Source organism: Aquidulcibacter sp., from assembly GCF_020253525.1.
Lineage (GTDB): Bacteria > Pseudomonadota > Alphaproteobacteria > Caulobacterales > Aquidulcibacteraceae > Aquidulcibacter.
This window is the reverse complement of the sequence record NZ_JADCBK010000065.1, coordinates 1-16,269: the sequence shown is the minus strand read 5'-3', so window position 1 is coordinate 16,269 and position 16,269 is coordinate 1. Positions and strand designations below refer to the sequence as shown.

Sequence of the window (16,269 nt, the reverse complement as noted above, 5' to 3'; positions counted from 1 at the left end):
GTGTCCAAACTTCGGTAATCGGGTGTAACATCGATGAATTTTCCAGGAGGCTTCAGGCCACGCCCAAACCGCACGCCAGCCTTGATCGCCTTGGCGAGCCTAGCAAGCCTCGTGCTCGGTTCATTGGGTGTGTTAATTTGGACCAGCTACAATCCTGAGCCAAAGTTACCACATGGCATTGATAAACTGCCAGAACTTCCGGCTGCGCCTCCAATTCCGGACGACCCTTTAGAATTAGCATTTGGGACCGATAGGCCAGATTGGAATTTGGCCGAATTCAACGTTGAAGAAACGGTGAACAACCCCTCTGTCTATGCCAACATCTCAAAAGAAGAAGCACGCAAATTCAACGAGTCCCTGCCATTCGCGCCCGAAGTAGGTCCAGCGGCACGCCCGTTCATTCTGCCAGCCAGCACGCCGATTGACCGAGCCCGTGCGCTTCATTGTATGAGCTTAGCCGTTTATTATGAAGCCGGATCAGAAAGCCTTAACGGCCAACACGCTGTTGCACAGGTCGTGATTAACCGCATGCGACACCCAGCCTGGCCCCATTCTATTTGCGGTGTAGTTTTCCAAGGGTCTGAGCGCAAAACGGGATGCCAATTCACATTCACCTGCGATGGCGCACTTCGTAAGCCGCCTTCCGGGCGGCGCTGGCGCGCGTCCCAAAGCGTCGCGTATGCTGCTCTCACAGGGTATGTTCAAGCCGATGTTGGTCTTGCAACCCACTATCATACCGACTGGGTTGCGCCTAAATGGGCCCCGACACTAAAAAAATTGACCAAAATCGGGACGCATATCTTCTACACTTGGAAAGGGAAGGGCGGCACGCCGATCGCCTTTACCAACACCTATGCAGGAAAAGAAGCTTGGCCAGCTAAAGCGGCGGCAACTGCGCCTGAGCTCGGTGCAGCGGAAGGCGAGATCCTATCTGCAGCAGCAGCGGCGGCGCTCTCACAAAAACCAGATGATGTAAGTGGGTTAAGAGGCACAAGCGCAGGAAATTTTGCTTCTCAGACTCAAGACCCCAATCAGTTCAGTCCCACAGCACGAGCATTGGCTCGTGCCGAGTCGCTTGCATCACAACAAGCCTCTGTCGACGGCGGGGATTCCCTAGAAGCGGCAACCCCTTTTACACTGCCAGAGCCGGGCAAGGATGGCCTTATGCCTGATCCAGACATTGCCACTTTGATCCCCAAGCCAAAAATTGCGACCAACCCGTCACCTCTGCCGCAAAGCGCTCAGACATCCCCCGCTACGGCTCCCCTGCCACAAACACGGCGTGAGGCACCCAAGAGTCGGGCGCTAGACGGCCTATAGTGGGTAATGAGCAAAGCGTATGAACGCACTTCCCCATTTGACCGCCACAGTAAACTGGAAAGCCAGAACGCGCCCAAGTGTGTTTTGGCGATCGACTTTGATCGGGTTGATTAGTGGCACTGCTATTATGGTCAACCCTTGGCTGAGTTGCGCTTTGGCTGCGATGTTTTGCATCACGATGATGCGGCCCGCGACTTCTATACTCGCTTTGCTTAGTATGGCTGCAATCCTTCCGCAAGGAAGTTTGTCGCTTTTCGGACTGCAAGCCGAGGCCCCCTTCATAGAACAATCTTTGATTGGAACTGCCTTCCTTCAAGTATGTTACCTTCTAACGTTAGGTCAATGGAGAATTAACGGCAGTACATTGCTGGCGTTTGGCGGATGCGCATTAGCAGTTGTTTTAACGGTGTCCACGACAACTGACCCCCAGACAAGCATGCTCGGCCTGGCCCAGTTTTTGGTTCCTCTTTTCATTCTCTTGGCTTGGCTCGACAATTTGTTCCGCCCCTCGACCCATGCCTATGAAGGTGCATATGCTGTAGCCGGTACTTTATTGGCTCTGGCCATCGGATCCGCCTTTGTATTTTTCCAAGGCAATGGTTTTGACTACAATCGCTTAGACCTCAATGGAGTGGTTTGGCAGCCACAGATTCTTGGGCTTTGCATGGCCCCTATGGCGCTTCTGATGCTGAATTTGAGACGTTTGCCGCTTTGGCTGCGGATCGGAGGGGCCTTTGGGGCTGCTGCCTTGATATGGGCTGCATGGAGTCGAACGGGTTTAGCTGCAATCCTTGTTGTTGCCCTGTTTGAGTTGTTGCGACGTGGCGCGCACAAACTGCCTATCCTGAAGCCGCTTCACAGTCCGCCTCGCCGGAGTGTGCTCTTTCAACTCAAGAAACATATGCTCGCCATAGTTTTTGTTACCGCCGTGGTGACTTCACTTTGGTTTGCTAGCAGCACTTCAGTGGTTCAAGTTGAGCCAGGCGCGGAAAAGCAGGTGTTTAGCTTAGAGGGCTACGCCAGTTCAAGAAGCGGTCCCTTAGCTCGAAGTTTTGCCAATATCCAAGACAATCTGGCAACTGGAATTGGTTTCGCGGTTCCGTCGGACCCACGTTTAATCGATCCCGCTGTTGCCGCCGAGAACCTCCACATTCTGAAGACTGAAGGTAAATTCATCATTTTGTCTGACAAGGGCAATAGCTTCGTCGCCATTGTGGAAGAGAACGGGATACTCGGAGCACCGTTCTGGCTTGGTTTGTTCTTCTGGGTCTTGTCGCGGGTTGCAGCGACGGGCTCAATTGGGAGATCAATGGCGATCTTGTTTATCTTGTGCGCAATTGGGGAAGCCACTGTGTTCACAATGAGTGGTATTGGCCTTCTTCAGTGGACCGCCTTGGTTGCAGCTGCAGGTTTCTCACGCCAACCGCGTCGTCGAAATTCCAACTACACCCCCAAAGAATACAGTTATAGCTCTCTGGCCCTTAATAGGCGGGCTGGCGATGCCAATTAACTGCCGTTCTCACGATGGTATCAATGTCAGATCGCGTCGGCTCCCAGCCCAATAAGGCTTTTGCTTTGTTGGCGGCTGCATAGAGTGCTGGGGGGTCCCCGGCGCGACGCGGGACAAGATCATGTGGGAGATTCGAGCCCGTTACCCGGCTGACAGCATTGATGATTTCAAAAACCGATGTTGGCGTGCCTGTGCCTAAGTTGAAAGCCGTCGGGGCACCACCACCCAATAGATAGTCCATTGCCTTCACATGCGCATCCGCGAGGTCGGACACATGGATGTAATCGCGAAGAGCCGACCCGTCGGGTGTTTCATAATCTGATCCAAAGACCTTAAATCCGTCGCCGCTTCGCAAAGCCGCGGCAATTGCCAAGGGAATGGCATGTGTCTCTGGGTCATGACTTTCGCCAATTTCACCTTCTGGGTCAGCACCAGCAGCATTAAAGTACCGAAGAGCAACCCAAGCCAAGCCATAGGCTCGTTGGTAGTCAGCCATCATGCGCTCTACGATCAATTTCGTATAGCCATAGGGATTGATGGGTACTTGGGGTGTGTCTTCTTCAATCGGCAGCTTAGTCACTTCGCCATAGGTGGCGCAAGTGGACGAGAAAATCAGGGTCCAGACGTGATTGCGCCGCATCGCGTCCAGCAGTGATTGTGTGCCACTAACGTTGTTATGATAGTACTTCGCCGGATCAGTTACGGATTCGCCGACATACGCGAAAGCAGCAAAATGCATGACAACCTCGGGATTGTAACGCGCGAACACGCTGTCCAACCAATTCCCGTCGCTAATGTCGCCGACTTCTAGCGGCCCCCATTTGACCGCCTGTTTGTGGCCATAAACGAGACTGTCGACAACGATAGGCTGATGGCCAGCTTTGTGAAGGGCCTTACAGGCATGACTTCCAATATAGCCCGCTCCTCCGACAACTAATACGCGCACTTTGATTGCCCCTTTTTCCCAACTAGCCCGTGAGGCTCGAACCTATCTCAGTAAAATCCTATTAATCAGCTAATCGCGGCTGTTCCGATTAGTTTTGGCCTTTAGAGTTCTAACTTGGTTTCATTCAGCCTTGATGTCCGCCCGCGTAACATGCAGCCAGTCAACCCGCTCTCCTTCCAGCCGCACTGCCGTCAGACGCCCAGTTGCATACGCACCTGTATCAACGCCAATTCGGCGGTGGTCTGAATAAGGCTCCATATCCGGTGAATGGCCATGAACAACGACAACCGGAAGCGCTCGCCGGTCTTCTAAGAATTCGCTCCGAATCCAGAGCAGGTCCTGATCCTTCTGCGACTCGATCGGCTTGCCCGGTCGAATGCCAGCATGAACAAAGAAATAGCCACCCAAGCGATAAGCGAGGCCTAAATTCTGATAAAATTCAATGTGGTCGGACGGAATTGAGCCCAAAAACGCCTCTGCCGTCTCAACCCAAGTTTCTGGCTCCGCGCGAGCCGTAGGCGGGTTTACGCCGTAGGACAGCAAAGTCGGTGCACCACCAAACTGCAGCCACTGAGGTCCGAACTCGGGATACTTCAAAAACGTCAAGAGCGCATCTTCATGATTGCCCTTAAGGAAAATCCACGTGAAGCGTTGATCCTTTGATCTTTGAATCAAGGCATCTACAACCCCTTTTGGATCATCACCTTTATCGACGTAATCGCCCAAGAAAACAATGTTGGGCTTGATTGCGGTGTCGTCTGCCAAATGGCGCTCGATGATCATGTCCAGCATCGCGTGCAAGAGGCCAACGCTGCCATGTATGTCACCGATAGCATAGGCGATCTTGCCATCAGGCATAAATTGGGTACGCGCCTTATCTTGTCGAAGCCATTTCCAAAAAGACATTTACCCAAATGCACCTTCTAAACCACTGGAATCTGTATCCGCGGTCGTTGCAAACACTCTATACAATTTGGGATCATTTGCGAAGGCAATGGTGCTGCGAGCCACAGCAGCAACCGTGAAGCCAAGATCAAAACCAAATGGCCGATCGGACTTACGGTGCGCAGATTATCTTACCGACCGCCTCGGGCTGTTTGTGAAGTCGTGTCGCGCCAGCGGGGCGTGGACCAGTCATCCGCTGCACTCGTAACGGTTGCTTGAGCTTCACTATAGGTTCGATCCGGCTGGGAAACGCGCGCCGATTGAACACCAGCCTGAACTGCAACACGGGCATCCGTCCAATCCAACAGCGACGTCGTCGACTGCCGCTTAACCCACGTGTAGCCGGTTTCCTGGTAACCTAAGAGCCAATCGTTCAAATTATCCAATACCAAATCACCGCGGTCTGTAGCCACAATAACTACCGCGTGCAGGTTAGTTCGAGGCGAAACGGCAACTGCTAAGTAAATTGAAGACTGAGGAATGCCAGCGGCTATCAAGGCTCGCCGCTTCTCCAACGCGAAATCTTCGCAGTCAGCTAATGGCTTGGTTCGAATGCTGCGAACTTCCGGCGCAGAAAGCGGCATTGTCCAGAATTCGGTTCGACCGAAAGCCGCCTGATCGGTAACCCCAACCATCGCCCGATTGACTTGACGGTTAACGCGGTTGATCACTTCAATGTCGGCTGAGGTTGCAGCAAAACTCCGAATGGGCCCTACACGGTTAACCTTTGACTGAGAAACCAACGGCAAATCAGATAGGTCTGGCCCCCAACTAGCAAGCATCAAGCCATGAGCTTGCTGGCGATGATTCCAAGCAGGGCTTGACTGATCGCACTCGCTAGGCTGCCGGGCACAAAAGTCCAAGAGCCCCTGTGGGGCCGTTTCAGGCGCACCAAAGCCAAGCGCATGCACAGTTGCGCGTTGTCCACCTGCAGCGCTGAAACCGCTTGAGCTATCCACCTGCCTCGTGGGGCCCTGAAAAGCTCGCGTTGGAAGAACTATAGATTCTACCGGAGCCCCGCGCTCAACGGGGCTAGCTTCGCTGCCACCGGTCGGCAGAGAGGCGCTATAGGCTTTTGACGCTTGTTGCTGAGATTGGGGAGGAACGGTCGCACAGGCGGCTGCCAGCCAAACCAAAGGGCTTAACAGAAAAAAGCGGAGTGAGCGTAACTGCACGAAACTATCCCCATCAGATGAGGGCAGCCTCGCATGAACTTAATAAAACTTGGGTTTTATATTCGATAAAATTTTACAAAAAACCTACCAATACTATCAATACGGCGATTAAATATCAAATACATGATTTATAATTGATTAAAATTATGGATATTTAAGAACAAACTCATATCAAGGAAGCCTTTAGGCGGCCATTCCGCTGAAAAATTGTGCACTTTCTAGATTTAGAGCTGATGATGACTGATTGTCATGGCCACAAACCGTGATCACCAAGTATAAAATACTCATTTTTACAGCCATGAAGAAACAGATATTTGCCGATAAATGGGCTCATGAATCATTCGTATTCCCATTAATCTGCCAACTAGTATAAGCTCTTGTCGGGGCCGTTAGTGCGGAAAGGTATAGATAAATCAATGCGCATACCTTTGTTTGCGATGACGATCTTGTTGTTGGCTTTTACGTGTAATCTTAAAGTAAAAGCTCAAGCATCTGATCCCAAAACGGGCAGTGTCGGCAGCACAACAACAAGCGGAAACAGCCACTGGGTTAGCGCACAAGTTGCGATTGGCCAAGGGGTGGTTGATGCAGCCTTTCTATCTGCGGACCGTGCCTGCCAAGAAGGGACGGCAATAGCTTGCGCATTTGCGGGCGAATTGATCATTCAAGGTCAAGCCTCACTCGCTACACCTGAGCAAAGTGCGGGTTTGTTTAAGCGCGGCTGTGAACTTGGCAACGCGAATGCATGCCAAGGCATCGGCCTAATGCTGGTGCAAGGCATTGGTATTGCCGAAGACGCAAAGGCTGGAAGAGCATTTATGGAGCGCGCTTGCCAGTCGGAGAACGCCATGGCCTGCGCGAACTTGGGACTTATGCATAAAATGGGCATGTTTGGGCCACCTAATCAGGTACAAGCGATGGAGTATTTGAATCAGGCCTTGCTGCTAATGCCCGAAAATGAAATCGCCAAGGCCGCACTCGTGGAACTGCAAGCCAAAGCCCCCCAAAGGGCTGGAGGCGAGCGGACAGCTTCTGCAACTCAGGGGCCAATCCTGAGGGGGCGAGCGGAAAGTGACAAGCAAGCTGCTACCGTCATGAACGAAAGCAAATCACTCCAGTCTCAATCCGAACTAACATTATGTCAAAGAGCAGCGTTTACTGGCTTAGTGGAATCGTACGGTCCAGACCCAAAGAAGCCCTCTTGGAACCTCACTCCGAATACAGGCACTGACCCCAGCCAAACGAATAGCCAAGTTGTACTCTTGCTCGCCCTGTCGGCGAAAGGTCCTGCGGATTTCAACCCCAGTATAGAAGGCAATACGACCATTTCGCTTCCTAGGCTTAGTGATTGTGAAGCCAAATATTCAATCCAGATCAAAGCCTTAGAGGAGACTAATTGGCGACTTGCCGCCGCAGAACCCAACCATACAATCATCTATGCGGCGTCTGCCAGCAAGGAGGGCCGCTCGACAACCATAACAATGATCATAGACAGCGAGGAAAAGAGCGAGGCACGACACAAGATTTCCTCTGGATTGTGGAGCAGCAGAAGCATCAGCACCTATAGTATAGACTGTCAGTCAAATGAGCCTAGGCTCCTTCTCGCGCTTCAATTTGATGCTAGGTCAAGGCTATTCGCCGCAAGTGGGTTGCCTTTTTCAACGGTGGTTGAACCAGTTGCGACGCTTGCAAAGCACGCTGAAATTGCCCGGACCTTGGCGTGCGCACCACCGCAGCAAGTTCCATCACCTGCAAACACTTACCGTTTGCAGGCAGCCCTGTCACTTCGGTTTGAACGCGATCAACAGCAAACCCCTTGAATTGAGGCGTGGTTTCGCCCACTTGTTAATCTGGAAGTGGAGGCAAATAGGCCACGCGAGGAGAAAAGTCATGGGTGCACCAGGTCCAGTTGAGTGGCTTACGGGTACAGTTCTGGGTCTCTACCTATGGGTCGTCATTGCAGGTGCTGTGATGAGCTGGCTCGTTGCCTTTGATGTCATCAATCTGCGAAATCGCTTCGTGGCCACCATCTATGACACGTGTGAGCGCTTGACGACTCCGGCGCTTAACCCGATCCGAAAAGTGATACCAAGCCTTGGTGGTGTCGATTTGTCGCCAGTTGCCTTGATTATTGGCATTCAATTTCTGCAAAACTTCGCTGTTCCTCTCATTCCTTTCTGATCATAACACAGCGCCCTGACCTTGTTCGGACAGGGCCATACAGGATAGAGAACCCCCTCACAGACCCTAAAGTGAGGACTTGCGATGAGCGCACGGATAATTGACGGCAAAGCCATAGCAGAGGCGGTCGATCAAGCAGTTGCGCGCGACGTCGAGCGTCTCGTTCAAAGCTACGGCGCGCCACCATGCTTATGCGTAGTGCTTGTTGGTGATGATCCTGCGAGCCAAGTCTATGTACGCAATAAAGGCCGACGAACCCAAGCGGCTGGTATGATCTCGCGAGAGATCAAACTCCCTGCAAGCGTTAGTCAAGCCGAACTCGAAAACCATGTCAAAGCCCTGTCGGCTGACCCAGAGGTCGATGGTATTCTGGTGCAATTACCTTTACCTGCAGGCTTGAATAGCGATGCCGTAATTGCCTGCATCGATCCCGCCAAGGACGTCGATGGATTAACCGAAGTCTCGGCTGGGCGGTTGGTTCTAGGTCGTCCGGGCCTGCGCCCCTGCACGCCTACGGGCTGCGTCATATTGGCAAAGCGCACTATAACCGACCTCAAAGGCGCACATGTGGTCGTGGTCGGCCGTTCCATTCTAGTCGGCAAACCAGCTGGCCTTCTGTTCTTGGCTGAGGACTGCACAGTGACCTTGGCGCATTCCCGCACGCGTGATCTCACCACTGTGTGCCGATCAGCCGATATCTTGGTGCCAGCCGTTGGTCGCCCAGAGATGATCAAGGGCGATTGGATTAAGCCCGGCGCGACGGTTATTGATGTTGGGATCAACCGGGTCGATAATCCGGCCAAGGGGCCTAGCGCAACGCGCCTAGTCGGGGATGTGGCCTATGATGAAGCTTTTGAGGTAGCCAGTGCCATCACACCGGTTCCGGGCGGAGTCGGGCCAATGACCATAGCCTGCCTCTTGCAAAACACAGTGCAAGCGGCCTGTGCACGACGCGGGTGGACTGTGGGCTAAGGCCCAAAAGACCCGCTTGCCAGAAAAACCTAATGTGCGACAAAGTTGGAAGCTAAACCAGTCTCTAGGGGAATGTTCATGCTGCGTTTTCTGATCGCCTGCTTATGCTTAATCTGGGCGAGTCCCGCTTTCGCAGATCCGTCGTTTAAGACGACCTCCCCCAATGGGAAGATTGTGGTCGAGGTTGGCAGCTCGTTTGGTGAAGCCACCTATCAGATCAGTTATTCCGGCAAGCCTGTGATTACCCGGTCAAAGATGGGCTTTCTGTTTACAAACGCACCCAAATTCGACCGCTCCTTATCCGCCGTCAGCCATAGCACCCGATCCTTTGAAGAGAAGTGGGAGTTGCCTTGGGGCGAAGTTAAGTCGATCCTGAACCGCTACAACGAGCTGACCGTCACTTTTCAAGATGGTAGAGGCAAGCCGCGGCAATTCTCTGTCACCTTCCGCGTTTTTGATGACGGCGTTGGCTTTCGCTACAGTTTCCCAGACCAACCAGATTTGAAACACGTCGCAATCAGCGAGGAAATGACCGAATTCAATCTTGCCGAAGATGGTACGGCTTGGTGGATTCCAGCTGGGGAATGGAATCGCTACGAATATCTCTATAATCGCACGCCAATCCGCGAGGTAGGCCAAGCCCATACTCCCATCACGATGCGGACGACGAGTGGCCTGCACCTTTCCTTTCACGAAGCTGCCTTGGTGGACTACTCCGCCATGTGGTTACGCCACGTTGGCGGCACAAAATTCATATCAGCTCTTTCACCGAGTTCGCGGGGGGCAAAAGTCGTGCGTAGCGCACCCTTCTCCACCCCGTGGAGGACAATCCAGATTAGCGATGACGCGGCCGGGCTTGTCATGAGCCATTTGATCTTGAACCTTAATGAACCCAACGCCTTGGGGGATGTGTCTTGGGTAAAGCCATTTAAATATGTCGGCATCTGGTGGGAGATGCACATCAATAAGTCGACTTGGGGCAGCGGCCCCAAGCATGGTGCGACCACAGAAAATGCCAAACGCCATATCGATTTTGCCGCCGAACACGGCTTTCGCGGTGTCTTGATCGAAGGCTGGAACTTGGGTTGGGATGGCGATTGGTTTGGCGGCCAAACAGGCTTTGATTTCACCACTGCCTATCCAGATTTCGACCTAAAGGCTGTCGCAGACTATGCACGGTCTAAAGGGGTACGTTTGGTGGGCCACCATGAGACGGCAGCCAACATCGCCAATTATGAACCCCAGATGGAAGCAGCTTTTGCGCTTTATGAAAGCTTGGGCGTAGATAGCGTAAAGACTGGATACGTCGCCGACGCAGGCGGTGCACGCTATCGCGGTCCTGATGGCCAAATTGTATTTGAATGGCATGATGGTCAAGCGGCCGCACAACACCATCTGCGCGTCGTTCAAACCGCCGCTCACCACAGAATTGCAATCAACGCCCACGAGCCGATTAAGGACACGGGGCTGCGTCGAACCTACCCAAACTGGGTCTCTCGCGAAGGAGCCCGCGGCCAAGAGTATAATGCCTGGGGCAATCCAGAGAACCCGCCAGAGCATGAAGTCAATCTTGTATTTACCCGAATGCTAGCTGGCCCCATGGACTTCACGCCGGGCATTTTCGCCATCAATCCTACCCAAAAGGGCCACCGGGCGCGTACCACGATTGCAAAACAATTGGCCCTCTATGTCACGCTGTATAGTCCCGTTCAAATGGCGGCTGACCTGCCAGAGCATTATCTTGCCAATCCGATGCCCTTCCAGTTCATCAAAGACGTACCCGTCGATTGGTCGGAAACGCGGGCCTTAAATGGCGAGGTCGGCGACTATGTCACCATCGTCCGTAAGGATCGCGCGAGCGACAATTGGTATTTGGGCGCAATCACAGATGAACACGCGCGGCGCCTCAAGACACCTCTTACTTTTCTCGATGCAGGTCGGACCTATAAGGCCCAAATCTATCGTGACGGACCTGGTGCCGATTGGGACAAAAACCCGCTCAATATTGTTTTTGAAGAACGGGTTGTGACGCGGGATACTGTCTTGGACATTCGCTTGGCCCCTGGTGGTGGCCAAGCAATAAGGTTTGTTGCTCAATAGAGTTAAGTCGTTCGCGCCCGTATCCAGGTTGCTGCTTCGCCGATAGCGATGCGGGCAGCAGTCACTTGCGGCCACATATAATGGAAAACATGCGGCATATATGGCACGATCTTGAGAGTCACATCAACTAAAGCCATCCCGGCTGCCTCAGCTAAGCGCAGAGAATCTGCGAGAAGAACTTCCTCGGAACCAACATGGATGAGGAGGGGTGCGAGACCAGATAGATCTGCAAGCACCGGAGACGCAAGGGGTTCACTTGCTAAGGTGCCATTCAAGTAAAGCGACGCCCAACGCTCAAGGCTGGCCATATCCACAATGAAGTCAGAGTTGGCTTTAGCAGCATAGCTTGCCCCTTCTTGTTGAAGATTGACCCAAGGTGAAATGATGAATAGACCCGCGGGTTGAGGCAAAGCCTCTGCTTTCAATTTGACCGCAGTGGCCACGGTCAGACCACCCCCGGCAGAATCGCCTGCGATAATGATACTGGCAGCCGGTATACCTTGGTCCAGCAGGGCGCGATAAGCCGCAACGGCATCGTCAACCGCGGCTGGAAAAGGATGTTCTGGCGCTAAGCGATAATCGGCCGAGTAAGCGGTCACGCCGGCGACTGCAACAAATTGGGCAACCAAATGCCTATGGCTGGAGGGCGAGCCAATGCCATAACCACCGCCATGAAGATAAAGCAAAGTGGCATCGTCGCCGTTTATGGTGCCGGTAAGCTTCTCGGCGGCAACCCCGTTAAGGCTGACTGTGGTCACAGTTACACCTTCAGCGATTGGATAGACTTGCCCCATTGCATCATAGCTTTCACGCAACTGCATGATGCTAGGCGGCTCGCGAAGCTGATCGGTCATTGCCTGAACTTGGGTTTTGACAGCGGCAATCTCTGCCTGACTGATCGATGCTGGAACTTCGTGGCCCATCTTGTTTCTCCTGATTTGCTCTAGCGTGCTACAGACCGCCCAAGGATACAACCAAGACCTAAGCAAAAGGATTTAGCACCATAGCTTTGAGCGTCTGATCTCTCGGATCACGCCATTCTTCAAGACCAATATCAGAGCATGAAGCCGGACAATGGCCCCGATAGGTGCGGAAGAGCCGGTCCCAGATCGAGAAACTAAAGCCATAATTGCTGTTTGTCGCTTTGGGGTTTGGATTGTGGTGGATCAAATGCATTGCTGGGGTCACAAAGATGCAGCGCAACGCTTTATCCATGGGTTTGGGAAGTTCGATGTTTGCATGGGTGAAAAGGGCCCCGGCACCCAGAACCAGCTCAAAGGCAAAGACCAAGACAGGGGGTGCACCCAGTAACGCGACAACCCCGGCCTTGAATATCAGCGATGCGAGAATTTCGAGCGGGTGAAATCGCAATGCTGTCGTCACATCCATCACCACATCAGAATGATGCAGACGGTGCATGCGCCAAAGAAACGGAACCTTGTGGCTCAACACATGTTGTCCCCAAACCGCAAAGTCCAATATCAGGAAGCACGCAATCCAAACCCAGAAACCACTCAATTGCAGCCAATTGACGAGGCCAAAGTCAATTGAGTGCACAAAGCCTGCTACCGATGCCAAGCCGCCAGCTAAAGCAAGACGCGACAGAAATGACCCCAGAAGAGATAGCGCACCATGACGAATAAGCCGCGTTAAACTTAGCTGAGACGGCCGAGCCGGGCGCACCCATTCAAGCACGGCAAACAAGGCGAATAAGCCCAATGTTGTTGCAAGGCGCAGCGACGCGTCAGTCATGCCGATTTCAAAATGGCAGACAGTGCTTTGATTTCGATCAAGCGGCCGGAGCTCCGTCGCCAAGCAAGACCAATTTGGCGGCCAATTACGGGTGGCGTAAAGGCACGAATGGTCAAGCCATCTGCAACAATGCCCGCATCGGCCGCCATTTTTGGCAAAAGTGATATACCCAGCCCACCAGCAGCCATTTGTACTAATGTAAACAAGGAAGTCGCGCGAACTTCCTCTTGGCCAGGACGTGTCATGCCACACACTCCAATAGCGTGGTCTCGCAAGCAGTGGCCATCCTCAAGCAGCAGAACTGACTCTCCTTCAAGGTCAGAAGCTGAAAGAACTGGCTTCTTTGACAGCGGGTGGTTTGCCGGCCCGACGAACAAAAACTCATCATCAAAGAGTGGCAACGTGTCGATCCCTTGGGCTTCATAGGGTAAGGCGATCAAAGCTGCATCAAGAGTATGGGCACGCAATCCGTCAATCAATCGACTTGTAAGGTCCTCACGCAAATAGAGCTTTAGCTTCGGAAAAGCTTCTTTGGCGCGAGGCAAAACTTTCGGAAGAAAGAAGGGCGCAATGGTTGGGATTACCCCTAGGCGAAAAGGACCCGTCAAAGGTTCTGCCGCACCTTGTACGGCCTCACCTAACTCATCCACAGCAGATAAGATGGCGCGCGCTCTTGAAGCGGCTATTTCGCCTGCAGGGGTCAGGGTGGCACCGTTTCTGCCACGCTCAATCAGTTTCGCGCCAAGAACCGCCTCCAACTCCTTTATCGCGGCCGATAAAGACGGCTGGGTCACGAGTGATTGTTCCGCTGCGGCGACGAACGAACCATGATCTGCGATCGCAGTCAGAAAGGATAGTTGGCGTAACGTTGGTTGAGACATCGAATTGCTATACCCCAAACCGCAGGATTGTCATTATCCCCTTCAAGATGACCGAAATGCAACTTGACGGCCATGTTGGGATCGCTCATGCCCGTCCTACGTAGAGTTACGCCTCCACGCGTGTAGGAGAATAACATGCAACAATCATTTGACCGTCGATCTGTTCTACTTGCAGGTGTCGCCATGACCACTTCAGTCGCTTTACCGGCCTTCGCACAATCAACCGCCCCACGCCGTGGCGCGCCGCTAGGGCCGATTGCCAAGAAGGTAGCCCATAAGATCACGCAACATGGCCAGATGCGCACGGACTACTATCATTGGCTGCGCGACCCTAACTGGCAAGCTGTGATTGATGAACCTTCAAAGTTGAGCGAGGAAATACGCATCCACATTGAGGCGGAAAATGCCTACACAAAAAGCGTCCTTCTAGATCCAACCGCAAAGTTGCGCACAGAACTGTTTGAAGAGCTAAAGGGCAAAATTAAACAGGATGATTCAAGCGTACCAGCCCGCGATGGCGATTGGGCTTATGCGACCCGTTTTCGGGTGGGTGGGCAATATCCAATCGTGTACCGTAAATCCGTAGATGCAGCGACCGGCGAACCCACAGGTGCTGAACAGGTCCTGATCGATGGAGACAAAGAATCGAAAGGGGAAAAATTCTGGCGCCTGCAGGATTGGGAACAAAGCCCAGGACATGACATTCTGGCCTATTTTGTCGACTATGAAGGCGGCAATAAGGTTACCTTGCGTTTCCGTGCGATGGCGAATGGTTCGGACCTTCCCTACAGGATTGAAGGTGCCTCTGCAGGTCTTGTCTGGGCCAAGGATGGCAGGACCTGCTTCTATTGTCTGCTAGATGACAATTTCCGCGTTGCCAAAATCATGCGCCATGTCGTGGGCGAAGACCCGAAGACTGACGTCATGATCTTCGAAGAGAAGGACGCATCTTTCCAGACGGGTATCGGCAAAACCGCCTCTGGGGAATATCTGATCATCTATCGTTCACAAAGCGAAAGCTCCGACGTTTTATTCCTGCCCTTAGCCACGCCAACAGCGAAACCCAAGAGGTTCACGCCGTATCGGAAGGGGGTAGAATATCTTCCAGATCATCATGGCGGGCATTTCTATATTCGCAACAATTCCGGCGGAGCCACGGACTTCAAGATCTCGAAGACACCCGTTACCAAGACCAATGCTGCCAACTGGGCAGACTTTATCCCACACGAAGCAGGCCGCTTTATTGAGTCTGTGCACCTCTACGCTGGCCATATGGTACGCGAAGAATCGGTCGACGCCCTACCCCGCTTGACGGTTAGGGATATGGCAAGCGGCAGAGAACATCAAATCGACTTCTCAGAGGAAGCATATGATTTGTCGGTATTGCGTGGCTTTGAGTGGAAGACAACCACTTTGCGCTTTACCTATAATTCGCCCTCCACCCCGACCGAGACCTGGGATTATGACCTAGACTCAAAAGCGCGGACTTTGCGCAAGACGCAAGAAATCCCATCGGGACACGATAAGAACAATTACGTGGTGCGGCGAACAGTGGCGGTTGCCAGCGATGGCGCACGCGTTCCGCTGACGATCCTGTACCACAAGAAGACGCCGATCGATGGGACCGCACCAGCTCTGCTCTATGGCTACGGGTCCTATGGCATTTCCATGCCTGCAAGTTTCTCTATCTCGCGTCTGCCATTGGTCGATCGTGGTATGGTCTATTGCATCGCGCATATTCGCGGCGGCAAAGAGCGGGGCTATCAATGGTACCTAGATGGCAAGCTGATGAAGAAGCAAAATACGTTCTCAGACTTTGCCAGGGCCGCGGAAGCCCTTGTGGAGCAGAAATTTGCGGCTCCCAAACAAATCGTGATTGAAGGCCGCTCAGCAGGTGGTCTTTTGGTGGGCGCTGTTATGAACCAACGCCCAGAGCTTTTTGCAGGGGTTATTGGTGGTGTCGCCTTTGTCGATGTTATCAACACAATTTCCGACGCGGAGCTACCCCTTACCCCGCCAGAATGGACCGAGTGGGGTGATCCAATCAAATCGAAAGAAGCCTTTGATTACATGATGGCTTATAGCCCTTATGACCAAGTAGGCACCAAGCCCTATCCGCCCTTATTTGCTCAGACGGCTTTGTCAGACAGTCAGGTGACCTATTGGGAGCCAACCAAATGGGTGGCAAAGCTTAGGGAACTCAGCCCAGACGCGGGTCCCTTCCTACTTGATGTAAATATGACAGCAGGCCACGGCGGGGCATCCGGTCGTTTTGACCGCCTGAAAGAAGTAGCCGACAGCCACGCCTTCGCGCTTTGGTGTGTTGGCAAAGCTTAAACCAACGGACAGCCCTCAATGGTGATGCGATGCATGAGACGAAAATCACCGTGATAATCATTGAGGGCGTAGTGCCATGTTGCCCGATTATCCCAGAACGCGACTGAGCCGGGCTGCCAAACAAAGCGCGTAGTGTAAGCATCGTTAGTT

The 16,269-nt window shown here is 52.9% G+C and carries 14 protein-coding genes; 7 read left to right on the top strand and 7 right to left on the bottom strand.

Annotation, left to right across the window (positions count from 1 at the left end):
- Window positions 1–33: 33 nt before the first annotated feature.
- Complete coding sequence (locus IOB61_RS08715; protein ID WP_290815191.1) at window positions 34–1,320, top strand: cell wall hydrolase; 1,287 nt, start codon at window positions 34–36, stop codon at window positions 1,318–1,320.
- A gap of 19 nt (window positions 1,321–1,339) precedes the next feature.
- Entirely contained in the window at window positions 1,340–2,830 is a 1,491-nt protein-coding gene (locus IOB61_RS08710) for a hypothetical protein (RefSeq protein ID WP_290815189.1), read from the top strand.
- On the opposite strand, the gene galE is transcribed toward IOB61_RS08710, so the two are convergent.
- The 3 genes from galE to IOB61_RS08695 all read right to left on the bottom strand — a co-directional run bounded on the left by galE (window position 2,802) and on the right by IOB61_RS08695 (window position 5,503).
- The gene (gene galE, locus IOB61_RS08705; RefSeq protein ID WP_290815268.1) at window positions 2,802–3,782 is read right to left on the bottom strand and encodes a UDP-glucose 4-epimerase GalE; all 981 of its coding nucleotides are present in this window, start codon (window positions 3,780–3,782) and stop codon (window positions 2,802–2,804) included. The genes IOB61_RS08710 and galE overlap by 29 nt on opposite strands.
- Window positions 3,783–3,896: 114 nt before the next feature.
- Window positions 3,897–4,682, bottom strand: a complete 786-nt coding sequence (locus IOB61_RS08700; RefSeq protein ID WP_290815187.1) for a metallophosphoesterase family protein — start codon at window positions 4,680–4,682, stop codon at window positions 3,897–3,899.
- A 170-nt stretch (window positions 4,683–4,852) separates the two neighbouring features.
- The gene (locus tag IOB61_RS08695; RefSeq protein WP_290815185.1) at window positions 4,853–5,503 is read right to left on the bottom strand and encodes a transglutaminase-like cysteine peptidase; all 651 of its coding nucleotides are present in this window, start codon (window positions 5,501–5,503) and stop codon (window positions 4,853–4,855) included.
- An 809-nt stretch (window positions 5,504–6,312) separates the two neighbouring features.
- Here IOB61_RS08695 and IOB61_RS08690 point away from each other — a divergent pair.
- The 4 genes from IOB61_RS08690 to IOB61_RS08675 all read left to right on the top strand — a co-directional run bounded on the left by IOB61_RS08690 (window position 6,313) and on the right by IOB61_RS08675 (window position 11,149).
- The gene (locus tag IOB61_RS08690) at window positions 6,313–7,716 is read left to right on the top strand and encodes a hypothetical protein (RefSeq protein ID WP_290815183.1); all 1,404 of its coding nucleotides are present in this window, start codon (window positions 6,313–6,315) and stop codon (window positions 7,714–7,716) included.
- 70 nt (window positions 7,717–7,786) lie between these two features.
- Window positions 7,787–8,077, top strand: coding sequence for a YggT family protein (locus IOB61_RS08685; protein ID WP_290815181.1), 291 nt, complete (start codon window positions 7,787–7,789; stop codon window positions 8,075–8,077).
- Window positions 8,078–8,161: 84 nt separating this feature from the next.
- A complete protein-coding gene (gene folD, locus IOB61_RS08680; RefSeq protein WP_290815179.1) occupies window positions 8,162–9,049 on the top strand; it encodes a bifunctional methylenetetrahydrofolate dehydrogenase/methenyltetrahydrofolate cyclohydrolase FolD in 888 nt (295 codons plus the stop codon).
- Window positions 9,050–9,127: 78 nt separating this feature from the next.
- A complete protein-coding gene (locus tag IOB61_RS08675) occupies window positions 9,128–11,149 on the top strand; it encodes a glycoside hydrolase family 97 protein (protein WP_290815177.1) in 2,022 nt (673 codons plus the stop codon).
- Window positions 11,150–11,151: 2 nt separating this feature from the next.
- Here the strand turns inward: IOB61_RS08675 and IOB61_RS08670 are convergent, their stop codons facing one another.
- Genes IOB61_RS08670 through IOB61_RS08660 form a run of 3 tightly spaced genes read right to left on the bottom strand, consistent with a single transcriptional unit; the run spans window position 11,152 to window position 13,782 of the window.
- A complete protein-coding gene (locus IOB61_RS08670) occupies window positions 11,152–12,072 on the bottom strand; it encodes an alpha/beta hydrolase (protein WP_290815175.1) in 921 nt (306 codons plus the stop codon).
- A gap of 58 nt (window positions 12,073–12,130) precedes the next feature.
- Window positions 12,131–12,901 (bottom strand): sterol desaturase family protein, encoded by a 771-nt coding sequence (locus tag IOB61_RS08665; RefSeq protein WP_290815173.1) that lies wholly within the window; start codon window positions 12,899–12,901, stop codon window positions 12,131–12,133.
- Window positions 12,898–13,782 (bottom strand): hydrogen peroxide-inducible genes activator, encoded by an 885-nt coding sequence (locus IOB61_RS08660; protein WP_290815170.1) that lies wholly within the window; start codon window positions 13,780–13,782, stop codon window positions 12,898–12,900. The genes IOB61_RS08665 and IOB61_RS08660 overlap by 4 nt, the downstream gene beginning before the upstream one ends.
- A 135-nt stretch (window positions 13,783–13,917) precedes the next feature.
- Here IOB61_RS08660 and IOB61_RS08655 point away from each other — a divergent pair, with 135 nt between their 5' ends.
- A complete protein-coding gene (locus tag IOB61_RS08655) occupies window positions 13,918–16,119 on the top strand; it encodes a S9 family peptidase (RefSeq protein WP_290815168.1) in 2,202 nt (733 codons plus the stop codon).
- On the opposite strand, the gene IOB61_RS08650 is transcribed toward IOB61_RS08655, so the two are convergent.
- On the bottom strand, window positions 16,116–16,269 hold a 154-nt coding region (locus IOB61_RS08650), incomplete at its 5' end, for a TauD/TfdA family dioxygenase (RefSeq protein WP_290815266.1). The genes IOB61_RS08655 and IOB61_RS08650 overlap by 4 nt on opposite strands.